The sequence below is a fragment of the Maribacter algarum (ex Zhang et al. 2020) genome, from assembly GCF_005885635.1.
Classification (GTDB): Bacteria; Bacteroidota; Bacteroidia; order Flavobacteriales; family Flavobacteriaceae; genus Maribacter_C; species Maribacter_C algarum.
Genome location: NZ_VATY01000003.1, coordinates 640669 through 662741, shown reverse-complemented (window position 1 = coordinate 662741; position 22073 = coordinate 640669). Strand labels below are relative to the sequence as shown.

Annotated in this window: 20 protein-coding genes; 19 read left to right on the top strand and 1 reads right to left on the bottom strand. The window is 38.2% G+C overall.

What is annotated here, in order from left to right; translation table 11 throughout:
• The first annotated feature begins 44 nt into the window (after positions 1 to 44).
• From FEE95_RS16620 to FEE95_RS16565, 12 genes are all read left to right on the top strand, one after another.
• On the top strand, positions 45 to 1139 hold the full coding sequence (locus FEE95_RS16620; protein WP_138659106.1) for an acyloxyacyl hydrolase: 1095 nt from the start codon (positions 45 to 47) through the stop codon (positions 1137 to 1139).
• Positions 1140 to 1144: 5 nt separating this feature from the next.
• Positions 1145 to 1969, top strand: coding sequence for a head GIN domain-containing protein (locus FEE95_RS16615; protein ID WP_238474605.1), 825 nt, complete (start codon positions 1145 to 1147; stop codon positions 1967 to 1969).
• Between the two features lie 22 nt (positions 1970 to 1991).
• On the top strand, positions 1992 to 3116 hold the full coding sequence (locus FEE95_RS16610) for a serine hydrolase domain-containing protein (RefSeq protein WP_238474604.1): 1125 nt from the start codon (positions 1992 to 1994) through the stop codon (positions 3114 to 3116).
• Between the two features lie 72 nt (positions 3117 to 3188).
• Positions 3189 to 4280: an amidohydrolase family protein gene (locus FEE95_RS16605; protein WP_138659105.1), complete on the top strand. Its 1092-nt coding sequence runs from the start codon at positions 3189 to 3191 to the stop codon at positions 4278 to 4280.
• 64 nt (positions 4281 to 4344) lie between these two features.
• Positions 4345 to 5331, top strand: coding sequence for a helix-turn-helix domain-containing protein (locus FEE95_RS22480; RefSeq protein WP_317129259.1), 987 nt, complete (start codon positions 4345 to 4347; stop codon positions 5329 to 5331).
• An 82-nt stretch (positions 5332 to 5413) separates the two neighbouring features.
• Positions 5414 to 8635, top strand: a complete 3222-nt coding sequence (locus FEE95_RS16595) for a DUF2723 domain-containing protein (RefSeq protein WP_138659104.1) — start codon at positions 5414 to 5416, stop codon at positions 8633 to 8635.
• 53 nt (positions 8636 to 8688) lie between these two features.
• Positions 8689 to 9150: a hypothetical protein gene (locus FEE95_RS16590; protein ID WP_138659103.1), complete on the top strand. Its 462-nt coding sequence runs from the start codon at positions 8689 to 8691 to the stop codon at positions 9148 to 9150.
• A gap of 73 nt (positions 9151 to 9223) precedes the next feature.
• Positions 9224 to 10723, top strand: coding sequence for a M20/M25/M40 family metallo-hydrolase (locus FEE95_RS16585; protein ID WP_138659102.1), 1500 nt, complete (start codon positions 9224 to 9226; stop codon positions 10721 to 10723).
• Positions 10724 to 11063: 340 nt separating this feature from the next.
• Complete coding sequence (locus FEE95_RS16580) at positions 11064 to 11891, top strand: prephenate dehydratase (RefSeq protein ID WP_138659101.1); 828 nt, start codon at positions 11064 to 11066, stop codon at positions 11889 to 11891.
• Positions 11888 to 13033, top strand: coding sequence for a pyridoxal phosphate-dependent aminotransferase (locus tag FEE95_RS16575; protein WP_138659100.1), 1146 nt, complete (start codon positions 11888 to 11890; stop codon positions 13031 to 13033). The genes FEE95_RS16580 and FEE95_RS16575 overlap by 4 nt, the downstream gene beginning before the upstream one ends.
• 1 nt (position 13034) lies before the next feature.
• On the top strand, positions 13035 to 13895 hold the full coding sequence (locus FEE95_RS16570; protein WP_138659099.1) for a prephenate dehydrogenase: 861 nt from the start codon (positions 13035 to 13037) through the stop codon (positions 13893 to 13895).
• Positions 13895 to 14977 carry a bifunctional 3-deoxy-7-phosphoheptulonate synthase/chorismate mutase type II gene (locus FEE95_RS16565; protein ID WP_138659098.1) on the top strand — a complete coding sequence of 361 codons (1083 nt, stop codon included), beginning with the start codon at positions 13895 to 13897 and terminating at the stop codon, positions 14975 to 14977. The genes FEE95_RS16570 and FEE95_RS16565 overlap by 1 nt, the downstream gene beginning before the upstream one ends.
• Positions 14978 to 15057: 80 nt before the next feature.
• On the opposite strand, the gene FEE95_RS16560 is transcribed toward FEE95_RS16565, so the two are convergent.
• Positions 15058 to 15501 (bottom strand): hypothetical protein, encoded by a 444-nt coding sequence (locus tag FEE95_RS16560; RefSeq protein ID WP_138659097.1) that lies wholly within the window; start codon positions 15499 to 15501, stop codon positions 15058 to 15060.
• Positions 15502 to 15664: 163 nt separating this feature from the next.
• Between FEE95_RS16560 and rsgA the strand changes: the two genes are divergently transcribed.
• The 7 genes from rsgA to FEE95_RS16525 all read left to right on the top strand — a co-directional run bounded on the left by rsgA (position 15665) and on the right by FEE95_RS16525 (position 22058).
• Positions 15665 to 16618: a ribosome small subunit-dependent GTPase A gene (gene rsgA / locus FEE95_RS16555; protein WP_138659096.1), complete on the top strand. Its 954-nt coding sequence runs from the start codon at positions 15665 to 15667 to the stop codon at positions 16616 to 16618.
• Positions 16615 to 17067, top strand: coding sequence for a D-aminoacyl-tRNA deacylase (gene dtd, locus FEE95_RS16550; protein WP_138659095.1), 453 nt, complete (start codon positions 16615 to 16617; stop codon positions 17065 to 17067). The genes rsgA and dtd overlap by 4 nt, the downstream gene beginning before the upstream one ends.
• Entirely contained in the window at positions 17067 to 17393 is a 327-nt protein-coding gene (locus FEE95_RS16545; protein WP_138659094.1) for a nucleotide pyrophosphohydrolase, read from the top strand. The genes dtd and FEE95_RS16545 overlap by 1 nt, the downstream gene beginning before the upstream one ends.
• Before the next feature lie 93 nt (positions 17394 to 17486).
• Positions 17487 to 18716 (top strand): 3-phosphoshikimate 1-carboxyvinyltransferase, encoded by a 1230-nt coding sequence (locus FEE95_RS16540; protein ID WP_138659093.1) that lies wholly within the window; start codon positions 17487 to 17489, stop codon positions 18714 to 18716.
• An 88-nt stretch (positions 18717 to 18804) separates the two neighbouring features.
• Positions 18805 to 19854 (top strand): tRNA preQ1(34) S-adenosylmethionine ribosyltransferase-isomerase QueA, encoded by a 1050-nt coding sequence (gene queA, locus FEE95_RS16535; RefSeq protein ID WP_138659092.1) that lies wholly within the window; start codon positions 18805 to 18807, stop codon positions 19852 to 19854.
• A gap of 86 nt (positions 19855 to 19940) precedes the next feature.
• Positions 19941 to 20981, top strand: coding sequence for a dual-specificity RNA methyltransferase RlmN (gene rlmN / locus FEE95_RS16530; RefSeq protein ID WP_138659091.1), 1041 nt, complete (start codon positions 19941 to 19943; stop codon positions 20979 to 20981).
• Positions 20982 to 21080: 99 nt separating this feature from the next.
• Positions 21081 to 22058 carry a polyprenyl synthetase family protein gene (locus FEE95_RS16525; RefSeq protein ID WP_138659090.1) on the top strand — a complete coding sequence of 326 codons (978 nt, stop codon included), beginning with the start codon at positions 21081 to 21083 and terminating at the stop codon, positions 22056 to 22058.
• The last annotated feature ends 15 nt before the right edge of the window (positions 22059 to 22073 follow it).

Sequence of the window (22073 nt, the reverse complement as noted above, 5' to 3'; positions counted from 1 at the left end):
CTTCGTACCTCGTATTTCGAACTTCGTACTTACCTTTGATTTCCATGAACCTAAGGGTATTCCTACTTATCATATGCTTTACAGGATTTTGCTTTGGGCAGAATGACAATAAGCTATCCAACTACACCTTTGACGCGAACGCGTTTTACGGTTCTATCATATTGCATAATCCAGATATTAATCATTTGATTACCAAGCATCCTGAAGGTTTGATTTTTGCCTATAATCGAAAAACCTATGGTTCGGAAGATTGGGAGCAGTGGTACAACTACCCAGACTTGGGAGCTTCATTTATTTTTCAAAGGTCGAACAATCCCACTTTAGGCGATAATTTAGGATTGTACGCCCATTTCAATTTCTATTTTTTAAATCGTAATGTTCAACTTCGAATAGGGCAAGGGATTTCTTATGCTACGAACCCGTATGACAGAGTTAAAAATTTTAGAAATAATGCCTACGGGTCCAGATTATTAAGCTCCACTTTTCTAATGTTGAATTATCATAAGGAAAATATTTTTGAAGGTTTGGGTTTTAAAGCAGGAATCTCTGTTGTGCATTATTCAAATGCCAATGTAAAAGCACCAAATACATCAACAAATACTTTAGCGTTCAATGCCGGATTGACCTATACCTTAAAACAAGACGAGCCAAATTATATCAAACGAGAAAAGACAAAAATCACTGAGCCCTTTAAATATAATTTTGTTTTCCGATCGGGTATTAACGAGAGTGATGTTATTGGCTCAGGCCAGTTTCCGTTCTATATTGTTTCCGCTTATGCTGATAAACGTGTTGGAAGAAAAAGTGCATTTCAATTGGGAACCGATGTGTTTTTCAGTAATTTTTTAAAGGATTTGATTCGGTTTCAGTCGACCTCATTCCCTGAGAATAACGTTGCTGCAGATACAGATTATAAACGGGTCGGTGTTTTTGTCGGTCACGAACTGTTTATCAATAAATTATCCATTGAAACTCAATTGGGTTATTACGTATATTATCCGTTTGATTTTGAAGGGAAAGTATATAACCGCTTCAGTTTAAAAAGGTATTTCGGAGACAAGTTTTTTGGAGCGGTAAGCTTGAAGTCCCATGGAGCAGCGGCTGAAGCCGTTGAGTTTGGAGTAGGAATTAGATTGTAAAAGTTATGAGTTTATATTCAAAATTGAATTTCTGGTATTCCCCTTTTGAAGCGGGATTAAAGGGGATGTTATTGCGGCATGTAAGACGGTTATTACCGCTGCTATGTCTTTTCTTGACCTCATGCAATTCTGAATCCGCTCCAGACTGCTTCCAAAGTGCTGGAGACCTCGTTCGAGAAGAAGTTTCAGTTGCTGATTTTAATAAAATCACGGTTTTCGAAAACGTAGGCCTAGTATTAAAGCAAGGACCCGAAATCAAAGTTGAGATAGAGACAGGGGAAAATTTGCGCAATGAAGTTGAGGTGACGGTAGAAGATGGTCGTCTACTTTTGCGTAATACAAACGATTGCAATTACTTCCGTGAGTATGGTTTAACTAAAATCTATGTTACAGCGCCTAATATTGGGGAAATACGAAGTAGTACAGGTCTTAAAATAGAAAGTGATGGTGTACTTGCCTATCCGATTTTAAGGTTGATATCAGAAAGTTTTAATAATCCAGAAAGCGAAACCACAGATGGCGAGTTTGACCTTGAACTGGATACTGATGACGTCACGGCACTAGTAAATGGAATTGCCTATTTCAGGCTTCGTGGAAGAACCGAATTTTTTGGTGCCACCATAGCGGCCGGTGATTCCCGAATAGAGGCACAGAACTTAAGAGCTAATTTAGTAGATGTCGATCATCGTGGATCAAATGATATTCTTGTAAATCCGCAACAGGGAATTAAAGGTGAAATTCGTGGTACGGGTGACGTAATCAGTTTTAATGAGCCTTTTCTAATCCAGGTTGAGGAACTTTTCAAAGGAAAGTTGATTTTCAAAGATTAATCATATTCAAGTTGCTTTTATTTTGAATCCGATAACCAAATATTTAAAAAATCTTTTTGCTCGAAAGAGAGTAATAGGTGATACAACAGAACTTCAAGGCTTATTGAAGGCTGATGCTTTACTTAACAATTTGGTTAATGCAAGTAAAGTGCCGGGATTAGGCATTACAGTTTTGAAAGATGGAATGGCTGTACTTCAGAAAGGATATGGCTATGAAGATTTAGAGCATAAAACTCCGATAATTCCTAAGGAAACCATTTTTAGAATTGCAAGTGTTTCCAAACCAATTGCAGCAACAGCTCTGGCTTATATAGTGCTTGATGGTTTAATAGATTTGGATGCTTCCTTTTACGAATATGTGCCTTACTACCCAAAAAAACAATGGGACTTTACGATTCGTCAATTGGCAAGTCACACTGCAGGTGTTAGAGGGTATCAAGGCACCGAATACGGACTCAATAAACCATATTCCATAAAAGAGAGTATCGAAATTTTTAAAGATGATGACCTACTTTTCGAACCAGGAACGGACTATTTGTACAATAGTTTTGGTTGGGTTTTGATTTCTCTGGCCCTGCAGGAAGCCAGTGGTATTCCTTTTGAAGAATATGTGAAAGAAAAGGTTTTGAAGCCCTTGGGACTGGTAAATACATTTGCCGAATGTCACCCTGAGCGAAGTCGAAGGGCTTGGAACACAGAAACGGCTTCGACTGCGCTCAGCCTGACAATTTTCTACTCCAAAAACCGCCTAGGTTTCCGCAAAGCAATTCCCGTAAATAATTTCTACAAACTTGCCGGTGGCGGATATCTGTCCACAACTGAGGATATAGCCAAATTCGGGCAAGCCTATTTGGATGGTAAAATCTTAAACGAAGAAGTACTTTCCCCATTTTTGACTTCTGAAACGATTAACGGAAACAAAACCTACTACGGACTCGGCTGGCAGGTAAGTAAAGATAAAAAGGGAAGAAATTACTATGGGCATGTAGGCAATGGAGTAGGGGGGTATTCCAACTTTTTTGTATATCCGAAACAGCGGATGGTTTTTGCTATTCTAATCAATTGTACCAACCCGAATGTGCAAGAGGAATTAGATGAGGTAGTAGACGTTTTGATGTCTGAAACGAGCGAAGAAGCGTTTACTTAAGCTTCGATATTTTATCTTCTTTTCTAGTTTATTGGTATATTTAAGTTGTTTGCCATCAACACCTTATGAATAATGAGAAATTCGCTAGTTCTGTTAAGCGCCATCATCAGTTTTGCGGCTTGCAAGTCTGATAAAAAACACAAGTCCTCAGAAGATGCTACAAAGGCTACCATAGAACAACAAGCAATTAAGAAGATAGATGTTCATGCGCACTATAAGTATGAACGGGACTATCTGGCTGACTTCTTCAAAAAGTGGAATATGCAAGGTGTATTGGTTGATGTTTCCATTGCGGATTCTGTAGGTGTGAATAGAAGTTGGAAAGAATATCTAGACCATGTAAAAACCGAACCAGACTTGTTTTATCTCTGTTCTTCATTGATAGGAGTAGGCATTGACAATCCTGATTTTGCACAAAAATCTATTGAAAAATTAGAGCAGGAAATACGCTCTGGAGCACGAATGGTAAAAGTATGGAAGAACTTCGGAATGGTAACCAAAGATGCATCTGGAAAGTTTATCCAAATAGATGATTCACGCCTTCAACCCATTTGGGATTTTCTAAAAGAACGTAAAATTCCGGTAATGGCACATATTGGAGAACCTGTTCAAGCATGGCGACCCCTTGATGACCCAAATAACCCCCATTTTGGCTACTATACCGACCACCCCGAGTATCATGCGTATCAACACCCCGAAATACCATCCTATGAAATGATTATTACTGCGCGTGATAATTGGATTGAGAATAATCCCGGTTTAAAGATTTTATGCGCTCACCTGGGGAGTATGTCGCACGATGTTGATATGGTTGCCAAGCGTTTGGATAAATTCCCAAATATTTACGTGGAACCTGCAGCGCGCTTCGGTGATTTGGTTGGTCAAGATTCGGATAAGGTAAAGGCCTTCTTTGAAAAATACCAAGATCGAATTCTATTCGGAACGGACTATGGGACTTCAAGTCCACAAACTGAAAAGACAGCGGGTGAATTAAAGGGAGAGGAGCAAAACCTAGAAGAAAGTTATCGTCGGCTATGGACCTACTTAAGTACTGCAGATTCCTTGGCGTTGCGAGGGCAGAAAAATAGAGGTTTGGCGCTCTCTGAGCAGGTTTTGAAAAAGTTCTATTATCAGAACACTGCTGATTTTTTGAAGTTAAATTAGTGAAGAACTCCAAGGTTTCTTTATTGGGGAATTCGTATTTTAGTCAAGCTTATTGGCGGTCTATATGAAGAAATATTATCTGTTTGTCCAGCTGTTCTTAATCTGTTACGGTCTGCTTGCCCAAAACGGCATATCAGGATTTATTGACATAGAAAATGATGAGTTAGCTACAGAAATTCATTTATCGGAAATTGCTTTAGAAGATATTTCAGAGACGAATAAAGCGAAATACATTACTTCGACATCTATTGATGAGAACGGTTATTTCCAGTTCAGAAAAAGCCTAATTTCAAAGAAAGAGGCAATCTATCGACTGCACATCACTCGTTTCGAAAAAGCCTTGAGGGATACAATCCAAGTTGGTCAATTGTTTTTGCTTTCCAATCGGGATAGTATCCATTTTAAAAAGAGCAAAATGCCCTTTACTGAATATACCAATACTAGTTTGGCTGATAAAGAATGGCAAAAATTACTGCGGTTTGAACGTCAATTGCGAAAAACTGATTTAAAAAAAGAAGACAGTCTTTCCGAAGCATATATCGGTAGTCTGAAAATGTATACAAAGGATTCCCTTGAAATTCTCATGGTAAAGTTGATAGGCATCAAACAGCTTGATAATAAGGATTTGTTGGAGAAGGATATTGCCAAAAATTCGGACTACTACATAGCTCTGTTAGAAGAACTCAAGGAAAGTCATATCGAACGATCTGAGTATCTGTTTTTGGAAAACAAATTGGCTTTTTTAACAACAGAGGTGGCTGAAAGTAAATACGCGACCAGCAAGATTGTGATTCTTCTCTTAGGCTTGGTGGTGGCAGGTTTGCTATTCTTTGTTTTCCGATTGATACGAAGAAAAAACCAGCAGGCGATTGCTGACTTAAGCAAACAAGAAAAGAACATTCAAGGTCTTATTGTAGAGGGTAAGAGCAATAAAGAAATTGCTGGTGAACTCTTTATCAGCTTGAGTACGGTAAAAACTCATATTACCAATATTTATAGTAAGTTGCAGGTATCTAGTCGGCAAGAATTACTTCGAAAAGTAAAAAATTAGTACCGGTACTAGTACCTAAATCCTACCACCTAAGGTTCCATTTTTAATTGGTCTGAGAGTTCTTTGTAGAAAGAATTTCTGAATGACCAAGTTTGATTTTAGGCGATGGAATATCCTTTTAGGCTGGTCCGTTTTTGCAATTTCATTTATCGTATATGCCCTCACCGTAGAACCTACGGTTAGTTTTTGGGATGCTGGAGAGTATATCGCCAGCTCTGCAAAGCTTCAGGTGGCACACCCACCAGGGGCACCACTTTTACAAATGCTAGGAGCCTTCTTTGCTCTTTTCGCAACGGATAAATCACAGATAGCCTTAATGGTCAATTATGTTTCTGTGGTTTCAAGTGCTTTTACCATTCTATTTCTTTTCTGGACGATTACCAATTTGCTCCAAAATTTGACAAAAAAAACAAAGACAAGTTTAGAGAAAGACCTTGCGATTTTAGGAAGTGGTTTCATTGGTGCGTTGGCGTTTACGTTTTCCGATAGTTTTTGGTTCAATGCTACAGAGACCGAAGTCTATTCCACGGCAAGCTTACTGATGGCTTTGCTTTTATGGTTGGGATTGAAATGGACGGATGACCTGAATTCTCCCAGGAGCAATAAATGGTTACTGCTGATTTCATTTGTTGTGGGTCTTACTTTTGGAGTTCAATTTATGGGCTTTTTGGCGATTCCCTCCATAGTGCTGCTCTACTATTTTAAAAAGGATAAGACAGTCACGGCTGCAAAATTTATAGTTGCCAATATTGTCTCCGTAATTATCTTAATGCTCGTCTTCAAGTTTGCACTGACCTACGTACTTAAACTTTTTGGATGGAGCGAAGTTTTTTTTGTGAATTCCTTCGGATTACCCTTCAATTCAGGGAGTCTTATAATGGGCTTATTCATTGCAGCTTCTTTTTACTTTTTACTTCGTTACACCAGGAAAAAAGGATACAAAAAGGCAAACTTAATAGTTCTTTCCGTACTGTTTTTGTTTTTAGGATTTTCGTCTTGGCTATCACTTCCAATACGTGCTAGCGCAAAAACCGTTATTAACGAAAATGATCCTTCTGATGCACGTTCGCTGTTGGCTTACTTCAATCGTGAGCAATACCCGGCAACGGATAGCCCATTTTATGGCGCATATTACTCTGACAAATTCGCAAGTGAACATCCCGATAAGGATGACCGCCCTAAGTATGAAAGAGACGAAAAGATAGGCAGGTACACGATTGTAAATGAATATAAAGGTGCATTGCGAGGTTCAAGTGAAAAACATATGGGGTGGCTACCCCGGATGTGGAGCGAGCAAAACGCGGAGAACTACATGCGCTATTATGGGGTATTGAAATTCTCTATTAAACCTCAGTTTCGTAGTAATAAAGATTTGCAGTCCGCAGTAAAGAATATGCGACAAAAGTTGAGTGACGGTGAAGTCGATGTTGTTGGATATATCAAGTTTTTGACAGATATCAGTGATTATATTGATGTGCACCCACCCACGCTCGGGCAGAACATCGAATACCTCTTTCATTTTCAATTCGGCTATATGTACTGGCGCTATTTCATGTGGAATTTTACTGGAAGGCAAAACGATGAACAGGGGCGATTTGATGGCAATGGCGAATGGATTTCTGGCATAACAGTTTTAGACAGCTTACGTTTAGGTAGCCAAGAAAATTTACCAAAAGAGGTATTGGAAAATAAAGGAAGAAATACCTATTTCTTTTTCCCACTAGTATTGGGTTTAATAGGATTAGTTTTTCAACTGCAAAAAAACTGGAAGCAGTTTTGGGTACTTTTTGTTTTCTTTTTATTTACAGGATTGGCAATTCAATTCTATACGAATCCACCTATATTCCAACCTCGTGAAAGGGATTACTCGCTAGTAGGCTCTTTTTATATTTTTACCATTTGGATAGGCTTTGGTGTATACGGAATGTATGAGCAGCTTAAAAATTATGGCAAGCCAAGGACCATACTGCCAATTGTTCTTGTAGTTTGTTTTTTGGCCGTACCCTTCCTCTTGGCACAACAAAATTGGGACGACCATGACCGTTCAAATCGATATACGGCATTATCAATGGCCAAATCGTATTTAGATTCTACTGAGAAGGATGCGGGTTCTATCTTATTTACAATCGGAGATATTGATACTTTTCCACTTTGGTATGCGCAAGATATAGAAGGGTACCGTACTGATACACGTGTTGTAGTGACTACTTATTTTGGTACAGACTGGTATATCGAACAGATGAAACGCAAAGCCTATGAGAGTGAGCCAATTCCCTCACAGTTGACATATGATTTATATCGCTATGGTTCTCGAGATGCAATTTATTATGCCCATGTTACTGACAAACGTTGGTCGATTCAAGATTTTATGAAATGGGTGAGCAGTGATGCTCCTCAAACGAAGGTGAAAAGTCTTTTGGAGCAACAGGGGCGTGATATTAGCGGCTACTCCGATAGTTATTTGGATGCTGTTTTTTATCCTACCTATAAAATCCGTGTTCCAGTGAATAAGAAAAAAGTCTTGGAAACAGGATTGGTAAAAGCGAAGGATTCTGCAGAAATCGTTGACTATATTGATATTGATTTACCACAATCGGGAATTGGTAAATCAAGTCTTTTAATGTTGGATATTATAGCGAATAATGACTGGGAGCGCCCTATTTATTTTTCCGGTGGAAGTTTCGACGAACAAGAATATATATGGATGACGGACTATCTGCAACTAGATGGTCTAGTTTACAAATTAGTACCCATCAAAACTGAAACGGAAAGCATTTTTGACAAGGGACGTATTGATTCTGAATTGATGTACGATATTGTCAAAAAATGGGAATGGGGCAATTCTGGAAGTCCCGATATCTATCACGACCCTCAAACCAGAAAGCAAGGTGGCGTGACATACCGAATAACCCTAGCGCGCTTACTAGAAAAACTCTTGAAAGAAAAGAAAATCGAAAGGGCCAAAGAAGTAATTGAAATAGCGATGACGAACATTCCCGTAGAGCACTTCGAATTTTACACATATGTGGAACCTTTTTTTGATGGCTATTATAAAGTAGGTGAAACAACGAAGGCTAGAGATGTTTATTCCAAATTGAAAACCGTTTACCAAGCACAATTGTTCTATTATTCAGAAATGCCCCTTGATGAACAATACAAGAATTTCGAGGCTATTTATGGGGCTATAAGAGGGTATCAAAGAAACATTGATATTCTTTTGCAAAATGATAATACGGAATTGGCGGAAAAAGAAACCTCAGAATTCAACGAGCATATAAATAGATTTGGGCAATTTTTGGAATGATTTTAACTTTTTGTTTAACAAATAATAATTATCTTTAAACAAAAATTTATAACATGAAAAAATTAGTAGTTGCCATTTTATTTTTAGGTATGTGCACAACGAGTTTGAAAGCTCAGGAGATAACTGTTTTTACAGGAACTTGGGGACCTGAATTCTATCAAGACCAGAAGAAATTGAATTGGAAAGAAGTAGATGCTTTGATGATGGGAAATACAGTTTCTGAAATGCATTGGAAAAAATCGAAGAAGAACCTCTTAGGTACTATGGTATTTGGAGCGGTTAATTTCGGTGCCGGAATTTGGGCAATATCAAACGAAGTAAACAATAAACCATTAACTGAACCTGCAATTGCTTTCGGAGTAAGTGCTTTGATTGGTTCTATTTTCGGACAGTCAGCAATGAAAAACAAAAAGATGGCTATCTTAAAGTATAACGATAGTTTAGGTAAAGAAACTTCTTTTTACTTGGTGCCTACCAGCAATGAAAATGGACTAGGTTTGGCTTTGAAATTCTAAGACCGCAGGAATTACTTTTCTGTTTCCCCCTTAAAAGGATAAAGACTATTTTAGTAGTTATAGAACTACTACTATGAAGTACTTTGTCCTTTTTTTATGTATTCCATTTTTGCTTTCTTCTCAAAAAGATTCTGAGCTAGATAAGCTTTCCAGTAAGTATGCTAAAAAATCCTTTCCAATTCTTAAGGAGTTGTTAAGTATTCCAAACGATGCTTTTTATCCGGATGAAATAGAACGAAATGTGGTTTGGTGTGAATCAGCTTTTAACCAAAGAGGGTTTAGTACCCAACGAATTGAAACTTCCACAGTTCCTTTACTTTTAGCAGAGCGGATACACAAGAAAGCCAAAAAGACGGTTTTAATTTATTTGCAAATCGATGGGCAGCCTGTCGATAGTACTCGTTGGTTTCAGGAAAGTCCGTACAAACCAGTTCTAAAAAAGATGGACTCAGAAGATAAATGGGAGGTCATTGCTTGGGATATGATTAAGGATTATGAGGACGATTGGCGTGTGTTCGCACGTTCGGCCAGCGATGCCAAAGGTCCGGTTGCGATGTTCTTGGCTGCTTTGGATGCTGCTGCCGAAGCTAAAATAGTGCCCAACTACAATATCAAAGTCATTATGGATTTTGAAGAAGAAATGGGTTCTCCAAGGTTACCTGATGCGGTGGTTAACAATGCAGAATTGCTCAGTGCTGATATGCTCATTATTTATGATGGCCCCAGACATATTACCAATCGACCTACATTGACATTTGGAGCAAGAGGTATTGCGACCATACAGTTAACTACTTATGGTCCTTCTGTACCACAACACAGTGGCCATTTTGGGAACTACGTACCCAACCCAGCCTTACGTCTTTCAAAGTTGTTAGCTTCAATGAAAAATGAAGATGGTAAAGTAATTATCCCAGGTTTTTATGATGGAATAACTATTAATCCAGATACTGAAAAGATACTTAGAGCCGTACCTGATGATGAAGCTCAAATCAAGAAAAGGCTGCGGATTGTGGAAGCTGATAAAGTGGGTAGTTATTATCAGGAGGCAATCCAATATCCTTCATTAAACATTCGCGGTATGCAATCAGGTTGGATCGACGAGAAAGTCCGGACGATTATTCCTGGTTGGGCAAGAGCAGAAATCGATGTGCGATTAGTTCTGGAATCGGATCCAGAGCGACTGCTAGAACTCATAAAAAATCATGTCGCTAACCAAGGCTATTATGTAATTGACAAAGAGCCAACCGAGGAAGAACGCTTAAAACACAACAAGATAGCTACGTTTACATCTGAGATATCCTATCAATCGTTTCGTACCGATTTTGACTCTGAGGTGGGACTTTGGTTAAGAAGTGCTTTACAAAATGCCTTTGGCGAAGAAGCAATTATGATTCGTATGAGTGGGGGTTCCATTCCGATTTCTCCTTTTGTTACAACTTTGGGAGTTCCAGCGGTTACCGTTCCAACCGTGAATAGGGATAACAATCAACATAGTCCGAATGAGAATATCCGATTAGGCAACTATAGAGAAGGAATTAAAACGATGATTGCGATTTTGAAGGAAAAATTGTGACTCCCAAATTCTATACTTGTGGCGCAGATAATATGATTCAACGGTATATTTTAACAAAATGTAATCAAATCGAAAAAAAATCGATGAAAAAGGAGATTTTTAAATTTAATTCATACATTAGTCGCAGTTTAAGTGTATAATGACTAAGCAATATTTCTATAACGGATTCTTTTTTTACTTCTTTTTTAAGAGAGGTACAGGACTGTTATAGTATATTCAAGTTAGATATAATATAGAAGTCCTGCGAAAAGCAGGACTTTTTTTGTTCTCAAATTCTCTGAATTTGAGAACCCTGAATTTATTTCAGGGTCTATTGTAAATACTGGAGTAACTAAAGAGTATGAAATTGAAAGTAGCCATACAAGGAATTCAAGGTTCAAACCACCACCAAGTGGCAAAGGACTATTATGGGGATAACATTGAATTGGTAGAATGTTTATCATTTCATGGCTTGGTAGATCAATTGTTGGATGGCACGGCTGATAAGGGAATAATGGCAATTGAAAATTCTATTGCTGGCTCCATAATTCCCAATTATGCCCTTGTATATGACAAAGGTTTGCATATTATCGGTGAACATTATCTGAATATCCATCATCATCTCATGGTATATAAGGGTCAGGATTTACAAGATATAGAAGAGGTTCGTTCGCACCCTATGGCACTTTTACAATGTCGTGAATATCTAAAGACCAAACCGCATATAAAAATGGTTGAAGATGTAGATACCGCTGAGACTGCCAAGCAAATTCAAAAGCATGGTTTGAAAAATGTTGCGGCAATTGCGCCTAAGGTTGCAGCCGAGTTATATGATTTGGACATCGTAGCATCCGACATACAGACGATTAAGAATAATTCAACTCGATTTATCATTGTAAAAACTAAAAACAAGGAGCTTCCAAAGGAGGTTATTAACAAAGCATCCGTACGTTTTATAACTGACCACAAACGCGGTAGTTTGGCCGCTATGCTTAATGTTATGAGTGATTGCAATTTGAACTTGACGAAAATTCAAAGTCTTCCTATTATTGAGACCCCTTGGAAATATGCCTTTTTTGTTGATGTGACTTTTGAAGGTTATGCCAATTTTAAAAAAGCAAAAGCGCTGTTGAACATCATGTCAGAAGATTTTAAAGTATTGGGTGAATATAAAAATGCCAGAGAATGATACAGACGGCTGATAGACTTGAAACGGTTCAGGAATACTACTTCTCTAAAAAGTTACGAGAAGTACGCGGACTTATGGCCGATGGAAAACCGATAATCAATATGGGTATTGGGAGTCCTGATTTAGTCCCATCTACAGCCGTGATTAAAACAATTCAGAATGCAGTTAATGATTCCGGGGCACATCAATATCAGAGCTACCAAGGTTTGCCCGAATTACGGGAAGCGATTGCGAAATTCTATGCATCAAAATTTGGCGTCGAAGCAGATGCTACAACCGAAATTCTTCCGTTGATGGGTTCCAAAGAAGGTATCATGCATATTAGCATGGCTTTTTTGAATGAAGGAGATGAGGTGTTGATTCCGAATCCAGGTTATCCCACGTATACCGCTGTGAGCAAATTAGTTGGTGCCGTTCCGCAGTATTACGATTTGGTTGAAGATAAAGATTGGTTTCCTGATTTGGAGCAGTTAGGGAAAGAAGATTTATCCAAAGTAAAACTCATGTGGACGAGCTATCCACATATGCCAACAGGGGCAAAGGCTACTAAATTGCAGTTTGAAAAATTAATAGCTTTTGCACAACGGAATAATATCCTATTAATCAATGATAATCCATACAGTTTTGTTTTGAATGACAATCCGACAAGCATTCTCAACATAAATGGTGCTAAGGATGTTGCTTTAGAACTGAATTCCCTGAGTAAAACTTTTAACATGGCCGGATGGCGCGTGGGGATGGTTCTTGGGAATGAAAAAAACTTGAAGTCCATTCTGAAAGTAAAAAGCAATATGGATTCCGGAATGTTCTACGGAATTCAAAAAGGGGCTATTGCGGCTTTAGGAAGTACTCAAGATTGGTTTGACAATTTGAACAAGGTCTATTCAGGACGAAAGGAGTTGATGTTGCAATTGGTGAAAAAATTAGGATGTACTTATGATTCCACTTCCGTGGGAATGTTCATTTGGGCAAAGTTACCTTACGGTGTGCCATCCGCAGAAAAGTTTATTGACGATATTCTGTATGACAAAAATATTTTTATTACGCCGGGAACCATTTTCGGAAGCAATGGAGAAGGATATATACGATTTTCCTTATGTGTGCCCGAGGACAAGATTCAAGAAGCAATAGACAGGTTTTGATATGAACGTTTTTATAATCGGTATTGGATTAATAGGAGGGTCTTTCGCGAAGGACATTAAACGCATTATGCCGGAATCTAAGATTTATGGCATTGATGCCAACGATGCCCATTTAGAAGAAGCTTTTACTTTGAATCTTATTGATGTGAAATCAAACTATGAAGATTTAGGATTAGCCGATATGGTGATTGTATCTATTCCTGTAGATGTTTTGGTAACAGAGCTTCCCAAAATATTGGATGCTGTAAATGATGATTGTGTCGTTTTTGACGGCGGTTCTACAAAACAATTGATTTGCAAACAGTTGGATAATCATCCGAAGCGAAGAAATTATTTAGCAGCACACCCAATTGCAGGTACGGAATTTTCCGGCCCGTCGGCAGCTATTGAAGGTTTGTACGAAGGAAAGACGAATATCATTTGTGAGGTAGAAAAGACCGCTTTCAAATTGCAGGAAAGGGCCTTAGAGTTGTTCCAAAAGATGGGAATGCGAATTCGATATATGAATCCTGAGGCACATGATAAGCATATCGCTTATGTGTCGCATTTGTCGCATATCAGTTCATTTATGTTAGGGAAAACAGTAATTGAAAAAGAGAAAAACGAACGGGATATTTTTGATATGGCAGGGTCTGGTTTCGAAAGCACCGTGCGTTTGGCAAAAAGTTCACCAGCAATGTGGGCGCCTATTTTTGAACAGAATAAAAAGAATGTTGTAGAAACACTCGAGGAGTATATTCAAAATTTGGAAGAATTCAAACAAATGCTTTTAGAAAACGACTTTGAAGGCATTTATAATGAAATGAATAACACGAATAAGATTAAAGAAATATTAAACGGAATACCACTAAACAAAAAGTAATGGAGAATACAAAAGAAATGAGAACATGGTTGGATGATATGGGTTTAGACCATCCACTAGTGATAGCAGGGCCATGTAGTGCTGAAACCGAAGAACAGGTGTTAGGAATTGCGCATAGCCTAAAAGATACCGATGTCAATTACTACCGCGCAGGTATCTGGAAGCCTAGAACACGACCAGGAAACTTTGAAGGTGTTGGCGCCTTAGGTTTGAAATGGCTCCAAAAAGTAAAAACAGAAACAGGTTTAAAGACGGCCACAGAAGTAGCGAACCGTGCTCATGTAGAACTAGCTTTAGAACATGATATTGATTTGTTGTGGATTGGTGCACGCTCAACGGTGAGTCCGTTTATCATGCAAGAACTGGCTGATGCGTTGGCTGGTACCGACAAGATTGTTTTGGTAAAGAACCCAGTAAATCCTGATTTAGCGCTTTGGTTAGGGGGAATCGAACGTTTGCATACCGCTGGAATCAAGAAATTAGGAGCGATTCATAGAGGGTTTTCAACCTACGAAAAGTCGAAATACAGAAACATTCCAGAATGGCAATTGGCGATTGAGTTTCAGAATAAATTCCCTGATTTGCCATTAATCAATGACCCATCGCATATTACTGGAAAGCGCGATATGATTTTTGATGTTTCGCAAACTGCATTAGATTTGAATTTTGACGGATTGATGATTGAAACACATCACGACCCTGATAATGCTTGGAGTGATGCTGCGCAGCAAGTAACTCCGGATAGATTAGTTCAGATTATGAACGATTTGAAAATCAGAAAAGAATCAGACCCAGAAGCAGAATACAACAGCCAATTGAGTGGTTTAAGAGCTCAAATTGATGTTATTGACAATCAATTAATCGATACTATGGGTAAGCGAATGAAGGTTGCAGACAGTATTGGTAAATTAAAGAAAACCCGAAACGTAGCAGTATTACAGTCCAACCGTTGGAATGAGATTTTAGGAAAGATGATTCTTGAAGGCGAAACAAAAGGATTGAGCGAAGAGTTTGTACTTAAAATGTTTAAAGCGATTCACCAAGAGTCCATTAACCACCAGAATAAGATTGTAAAAGCATAAATAGAATACTCTGTCGATTCGAGCCGAGTCGAGAACCTTAGTTAGGAGGTATCTCGACTCTACTCGATGTGACAGTTATCTCAATCTTTCTTAAAAATATAACGAGTAATAAAAATACCTTGTCCATCGTCGCCCCCAGCATCCGCTTCAACACCGCTGGTTACAAATATGAGTTCCCATCCATCTTTTATCATGGAAGTTAATTTTGATGATATAACCGCATCGTTTGCGGCAATATTCTGAAAACGGATTCCAGCAATGTTGTAAAAATTAAGCAACTTGGTTTCCTCGAAATTCTTAACTCGAATATCACCTCTTTTTGATTTGTTTCTTGTGTTGTCCTCTTCGGTTTGCGTAGTAGTATATTCACCAAAATTCTTTTCCTCTTGGGCATCGACAATACGTGAACGGCCCAAACCATTGGGCACAATTGATTCTACACTAGTGACTACTTTGATTTGTTGTGCGTTAACTTCAAGGCTAACAAGCAAAACTAAGCTTGCAATAAGTACAATTTTCTTCATGATTTAATATTTATATGTTAGTATTTAAAGACAATAGGTTTGTGGAAGGGTTGCATCAAATTACAACTTTTTGAAGTCGTACAAATCATATACAGGATGTTACTACCCTCTGAAAGACAGTAATATAAAAGTATTGCTTTTCTTTGTAAACTAAATCTAATGAATGCGAGGGGTTGTCTATAAATCAACGGGAAGCTGGTACACTGTTAAAATCGAAGATGGTACGTTCTACGAATGTCGTATTAAAGGGAAATTTCGTATTCAAGGGATTAAAAGTACCAATCCAATTGCTGTGGGCGATGTTGTGGTATTTGAGATTGAAGAATTAGGTGATGCTACTGTCGGAACAATTTCTGCAATTGAGGAACGCAAGAATTATATTATCCGTAAGTCAGTGAATCTCTCTAAGCAAACACATATTATAGCAGCAAATCTAGACCGAGTTTTTTTATTGGTTACATTAAATAATCCGAAGACGTATGCTGTCTTTATTGATCGGTTTCTAGCTACTGCCGAAGCCTATGATATTCCTGTTATCCTACTTTTTAATAAAGTTGATACCTACGATGAAGAAGAATTACTAGAGGTAAAATATTTGGCTGCACTTTACCGAAGCATAGGTTATGAATGTATAGGAATATCGGCAACAACGGGAAAAAATGTAGATAAGGTTAAAGAGCTTATGATAGGAAAAACGAGCATGTTTGCGGGGCATTCGGGTGCTGGAAAATCTACTTTAGTCAATGCCTTAGAGAAAACCTTAGAACTCAAAACAAGGGAAATTTCCGAACAGCATTTGCAAGGGCAACATACAACCACTTTCGCCGAAATGTATGACTTGAGTTTCGATGCCCGGATTATTGATACGCCAGGGATCAAAGGTTTCGGAATTGTCGACATGGAGAAAGAAGAAATCGGAGATTACTTTCGAGAATTCTTTAAATTGAAAATTAATTGCAAGTTCAATAATTGCCTTCATTTAGATGAACCTAAATGTGCCGTAAAAGAGGCTCTGGATAATGATGAGGTGGCATGGAGTCGATACAAAAGCTATGTGCAAATGATTACAGGTGAAGAAGAGAATTATAGAATGGACATATACGGAGAGAAAAAGTGAGAGCGGTAATTCAAAGAGTTTCTAGGGCGAGTGTTACCGTTGAAGGAAAAATCACTTCAATAATCGAAACAGGATTACTTATTCTTTTGGGCATTGAAAATGAAGACTCCAAAGAAGATATAGAATGGCTTTCTCGTAAAATCGCCAATCTCCGTATTTTTAATGACCACGAGGGGGTGATGAATAAATCGATTCTTGAAATAAAGGGAGATGCTATTGTAGTGAGCCAGTTTACCTTGCATGCATCGACCAAAAAAGGGAATCGCCCTTCTTATCTAAAAGCAGCAAAACCGGAGGTTTCTATACCGCTGTACGAGAGCTTTGTGAAGCAGCTTAAAGCGGATTTAGGTAAGAATGTTGGGACCGGTATTTTTGGTGCGAATATGAAGGTAGATTTATTGAATGATGGCCCTGTTACTATTATAATAGACACAAAAAACAAGCAATAATGGATATACACGATTCTCAAAAGGCTGTAGACAATTGGATTAAAGAACACGGAGTTCGCTATTTCAATGAGCTCACCAACATGGCTCAACTTACCGAAGAAGTAGGAGAGGTAGCTCGTATTATTGCCCGTAGATACGGTGAGCAAAGTGAAAAAGAATCGGACAAAAATAAAGATTTAGGTGAAGAACTTGCTGATGTTCTGTTTGTTGTGTTATGTCTTGCAAATCAAACCGGAGTAGATCTTCAAGAAGCCTTTTATAAGAAACTTGACCTTAAAGCGAAGCGTGACCACGACCGGCACCACAATAACAAAAAGTTGAAATAGTGTTATCTTTGCCCCTTAATTTCGGTTGGTCCTTTGGATTGTTTTGATTTGCAGACTCCCGATATTTAGAAACCTTCAAAAGAGAACACAATCTTGAATTTATACCTATCTGGCCCGTCCAGCAAACTTCTAAAAGCAGCTATTCAAATTACAGGTTCTAAAAGTGAATCTAACCGTTCCTTATTGTTACGGGCATTATATTCAAATGTTACCATAAGCAACATCTCAAATTCTGATGATGCTGAGGTAATGGAAAAAGGTTTGAAAATTTCCAAAGGTATTGTCGATATTCACCATGCAGGTACTGCCATGCGTTTTCTTACGGGTTATTTTGCTTCACAAGAGAGCAAAGAAGTGGTATTGACAGGTTCGCAGCGAATGACCGAGAGGCCAGTTAAAGTTTTGGTTGATGCTTTAAGAAACTTAGGTGCCGATATTGAATATGAGAAGAATGATGGGTATCCACCAATTCGTATCAAAGGAAAGAAACTTAAAAATCATTCGGTGAGTCTTCCCGCTGATATTAGTAGTCAATATATCTCGTCTCTACTGCTAATCGCTCCGAGTTTAGAAAAGGGCTTAGAATTAAACTTGATTGGTAAAATTACTTCGGTGCCATATATAAAAATGACACTGGCACTTTTGAATGAGATTGGAGTCGAAACTTCCTTTGACGGGAATACGATTATAGTAACTCCAACAACTTCTGTAGAACCAACAAGTTTGGTCGTGGAATCTGATTGGAGTTCCGCATCTTATTTTTATAGTATTGTGGCACTTTCCGCCGTGGGTACGGTAATAAAATTATCAGCATACAAAAGGAATAGCCTACAAGGTGATAGTGTACTTTCGGAAATTTATCAGAAACTAGGAGTTTATACTGTTTTTGAAGAAAATACCATCATTTTGAGCAAAACAGCTGACCTGAAACCCGGCAACTTAAACCTTGAGCTTTCTGATGCACCTGACATAGCGCAAACTATTGCAGTCACTTGTTTTGGACTTGGAATTGGTTGTCATTTAACGGGCCTGCATACCCTTAAAATAAAAGAAACAGATCGTCTGGAAGCTTTGGACATTGAATTGTCGAAACTAGGGGCCAGTATTTCGGTTACAGATAAGGCGTTGACATTAGAACCTACCGAAAATATAACTGCCGATGTCGCTATTGACACCTATAATGACCACCGAATGGCTATGGCTTTTGCTCCTTTAGCCATGAAAACTACAATTATAGTCAATGATGCGGAGGTTGTCTCAAAATCATATCCTGATTACTGGAAGGACCTGAAACAACTGCAATTTTCTGTAAAAGAATTATAATCTGTATTTAATCCTTGTTTTACTTGACAACCCCTATCTCCGGGTCGTATATTTGCAGCCGAAAAAAAATAGAACTAAACCACTGTAAATGAAATTATCACACTTCAATTTTGAGCTTCCTGATAACTTGTTGGCGGAGTATCCTTCAGAAAATAGAGATGAATCCAAATTGATGGTAATCCATAGGGATTCTGGAAAAATTGAGCATAGAATGTTCAAGGATATGATTGACTATTTTGATGAAGATGATATTATGGTCATCAACAATACAAAAGTATTTCCGGCAAGGTTGTTTGGAAATAAGGAAAAAACAGGAGCGCGTATTGAAGTGTTTTTGCTTCGCGAGCTCAATGAAGAACAACGACTTTGGGATGTACTTGTAGATCCCGCAAGAAAAATACGTATTGGCAATAAATTGTATTTTGGAGACGATGAGACTTTGGTAGCAGAGGTCATTGATAATACCACTTCCAGAGGTAGAACATTACGATTTCTTTATGATGGTTCATATACCGACTTCCGAAGAAAATTGAAGGAATTGGGTGAAACACCATTACCTAAATACATTAAAAGGGATGTAGAGCCTGAAGATGAAGAACGTTACCAAACAATTTATGCCAAGCACGAAGGCGCTGTTGCAGCACCAACAGCTGGTCTACATTTTTCAAAACACCTTTTGAAGCGTTTAGAAATCAAAGGAGTTAAATTTGCGGAGCTTACCTTGCATGTTGGTTTAGGTACCTTTAATCCTGTTGAGGTTGAAGATCTTTCAAAACATAAAATGGATAGTGAGGAGTTGATTATTGATGAAAAAGCGACGGAAATTGTAAACAATGCCAAGGCAAATAAACGAAGAATTTGTGCGGTGGGTACTACTGCGATGAGAGGCTTAGAGAGTGCTGTATCTTCGCAACACACTTTGAATACTCATGATGGATGGACAAACAAGTTCATTTTCCCTCCTTATGATTTTAGTATTGCTAATGCCATGGTAACTAATTTCCACTTACCTAAGTCTACCTTACTAATGATGGTTTCTGCATTTATGGGACATGATCTGATGAAGAAAGCATATAAGGAAGCGATTTTAGAAAGCTATAAATTCTACTCGTATGGTGATGCGATGTTAATAATATAATTATATTCTTTCCTTGGAAGGAATCTTTAAAACCCCTCTTTACATTGGAAACAGCATAAAGAGGGATTTTTTTATCTATCCGCTAAGTGGAAACAAAAAAGAAAGACATACGTGCTTTAACCCGTGAGCAATTGCGTGATTTCTTCGTGAAAAACGGAGATAAGGCTTTTCGAGGGAATCAAGTGTATGAATGGCTTTGGCAGAAATCTGCACATTCTTTTGACGTGATGACTAACATTTCTAAGGAAACGCGGGATATGTTGGAAGCTAATTTTGTCATCAATCATATCAAGGTTGATGTGATGCAGCGCAGTACGGACGGGACTATTAAAAACGCAGTACGCCTACATGACGATTTAATTGTAGAATCTGTTTTGATTCCTACCAAAACAAGAACAACGGCTTGCGTTTCTAGTCAAGTAGGTTGCAGTTTAGATTGCAAGTTCTGCGCTACGGCGAGATTAAAACGCATGCGCAATTTGAACCCTGATGAGATATATGATCAGGTAGTGGCTATTGACAATGAAAGCCGATTATATTTTGACCGCCCGTTAAGCAATATCGTTTTTATGGGAATGGGAGAGCCTCTTATGAATTATAACAATGTGTTGAAAGCCATTGACAAGATTACTTCTAAAGACGGATTAGGAATTTCTCCGAAACGAATTACAGTTTCTACTTCAGGAGTTCCCAAGATGATACGAAAAATGGCAGATGAAGAAGTGAAATTTAATCTTGCCGTATCGCTTCATTCGGCAATAGATGATATTCGAACCTCGATTATGCCATTCAATGCAACGTTTACTTTGGCTGATCTTCGGGAAGCTTTAGCGTATTGGTATAGTAAAACAAAAAGCAGAATCACATACGAGTACGTAGTTTGGAAAGGAATCAATGATAGACAAAAAGATGTGGATGCTCTGGTGAATTTTTGCCGGTTTGCACCATCAAAAGTGAATTTGATTGAGTATAACCCCATTGATGACGGAGAATTTCAGCAAGCCTCGAATACCGCCATAGAAATGTACGTAAATGCTCTGGAGCGAAACAACATTATTGTAACCGTACGTCGCTCGAGAGGAAAAGATATAGATGCTGCCTGTGGGCAATTAGCTAATAAGACCTAGTGTTTTAGTACTAATTACTAAGGTGCAACGACTATTTACTCCCTCCTTTTGCCTAATTTTATACTTCCGAACAAAAGTATTGGCAAAACAGCATATGATTTGAAGATAGTATCGCAAATAAAAGATCCGATTCGCCCTGAAATGGAACTCTTTGAGTCAAAGTTTCGAGAGGCGATGTCTTCAAAAGTTGCACTTCTCAATCGAATTACCCATTACATTGTAAATAGGAAGGGGAAGCAGATGCGACCTATGTTCGTTTTTCTTACTGCAAAAATGCTCAACAATGGAGAGATAAATGATCGTACCTATCGCGGTGCTTCCGTAATTGAATTGATTCATACAGCTACTTTGGTACATGATGATGTGGTTGATGAAAGTAACAAACGTCGCGGATTCTTCTCTATAAATGCCTTGTGGAAAAACAAAATTGCCGTTTTAGTCGGAGACTATTTGCTTTCCAAAGGACTATTACTATCCATTGATTATGGAGATTTTGATTTATTACGTATTATTTCTGTCGCTGTTCGTGAGATGAGCGAGGGAGAGTTGTTACAGATTGAAAAAGCAAGACAATTAGATATTACAGAAGAGGTATACTATGATATTATCCGCCAGAAAACAGCAACTTTAATTGCCGCTTGCTGCGGATTAGGAGCTTGTTCAGTAAAACCCGACTCTGAAGATGTTGAAACATTTAGAAAATTCGGAGAACTATGCGGTATGGCGTTTCAAATAAAAGATGACCTTTTCGATTATGGAAGCACTGCAATAGGAAAACCCACTGGTATCGATATCAAAGAACAAAAAATGACGCTTCCATTGATTCATGTATTGAATATTTGTTCTAAGGATGAAAAGAAATGGCTGATAAACTCCGTAAAGAATTACAACAAAGACAAGAAGAGAGTCAAAGAGGTTATTGCCTTTGTAAAAGAAAAAGGCGGGTTAGACTACGCCGTTGAAAAAATGTTGGCCTACAAAAACCAAGCGTTAAGCTTACTAGGGGGCTATCCAAAGTCGGATTATAAAGATGCTTTGGAACTTATGGTCAATTATGTAGTTGACCGAAAAAAATAAATTTCTACTTTTTTT

Coding starts and splice junctions, on each gene's coding strand:
- FEE95_RS16575 (WP_138659100.1), top strand. CDS start 11,888: ATGATACAGACGGCTGATAGACTTGAAACGGTTCAGGAATACTACTTC.
- FEE95_RS16580 (WP_138659101.1), top strand. CDS start 11,064: ATGAAATTGAAAGTAGCCATACAAGGAATTCAAGGTTCAAACCACCAC.
- FEE95_RS16615 (WP_238474605.1), top strand. CDS start 1,145: ATGAGTTTATATTCAAAATTGAATTTCTGGTATTCCCCTTTTGAAGCG.
- FEE95_RS16605 (WP_138659105.1), top strand. CDS start 3,189: ATGAGAAATTCGCTAGTTCTGTTAAGCGCCATCATCAGTTTTGCGGCT.
- FEE95_RS16620 (WP_138659106.1), top strand. CDS start 45: ATGAACCTAAGGGTATTCCTACTTATCATATGCTTTACAGGATTTTGC.
- FEE95_RS16585 (WP_138659102.1), top strand. CDS start 9,224: ATGAAGTACTTTGTCCTTTTTTTATGTATTCCATTTTTGCTTTCTTCT.
- queA (WP_138659092.1), top strand. CDS start 18,805: ATGAAATTATCACACTTCAATTTTGAGCTTCCTGATAACTTGTTGGCG.
- FEE95_RS16570 (WP_138659099.1), top strand. CDS start 13,035: ATGAACGTTTTTATAATCGGTATTGGATTAATAGGAGGGTCTTTCGCG.
- FEE95_RS16590 (WP_138659103.1), top strand. CDS start 8,689: ATGAAAAAATTAGTAGTTGCCATTTTATTTTTAGGTATGTGCACAACG.
- FEE95_RS16560 (WP_138659097.1), bottom strand. CDS start 15,501: ATGAAGAAAATTGTACTTATTGCAAGCTTAGTTTTGCTTGTTAGCCTT.
- FEE95_RS16565 (WP_138659098.1), top strand. CDS start 13,895: ATGGAGAATACAAAAGAAATGAGAACATGGTTGGATGATATGGGTTTA.
- rsgA (WP_138659096.1), top strand. CDS start 15,665: ATGCGAGGGGTTGTCTATAAATCAACGGGAAGCTGGTACACTGTTAAA.
- FEE95_RS16545 (WP_138659094.1), top strand. CDS start 17,067: ATGGATATACACGATTCTCAAAAGGCTGTAGACAATTGGATTAAAGAA.
- FEE95_RS16595 (WP_138659104.1), top strand. CDS start 5,414: ATGACCAAGTTTGATTTTAGGCGATGGAATATCCTTTTAGGCTGGTCC.
- FEE95_RS22480 (WP_317129259.1), top strand. CDS start 4,345: ATGAAGAAATATTATCTGTTTGTCCAGCTGTTCTTAATCTGTTACGGT.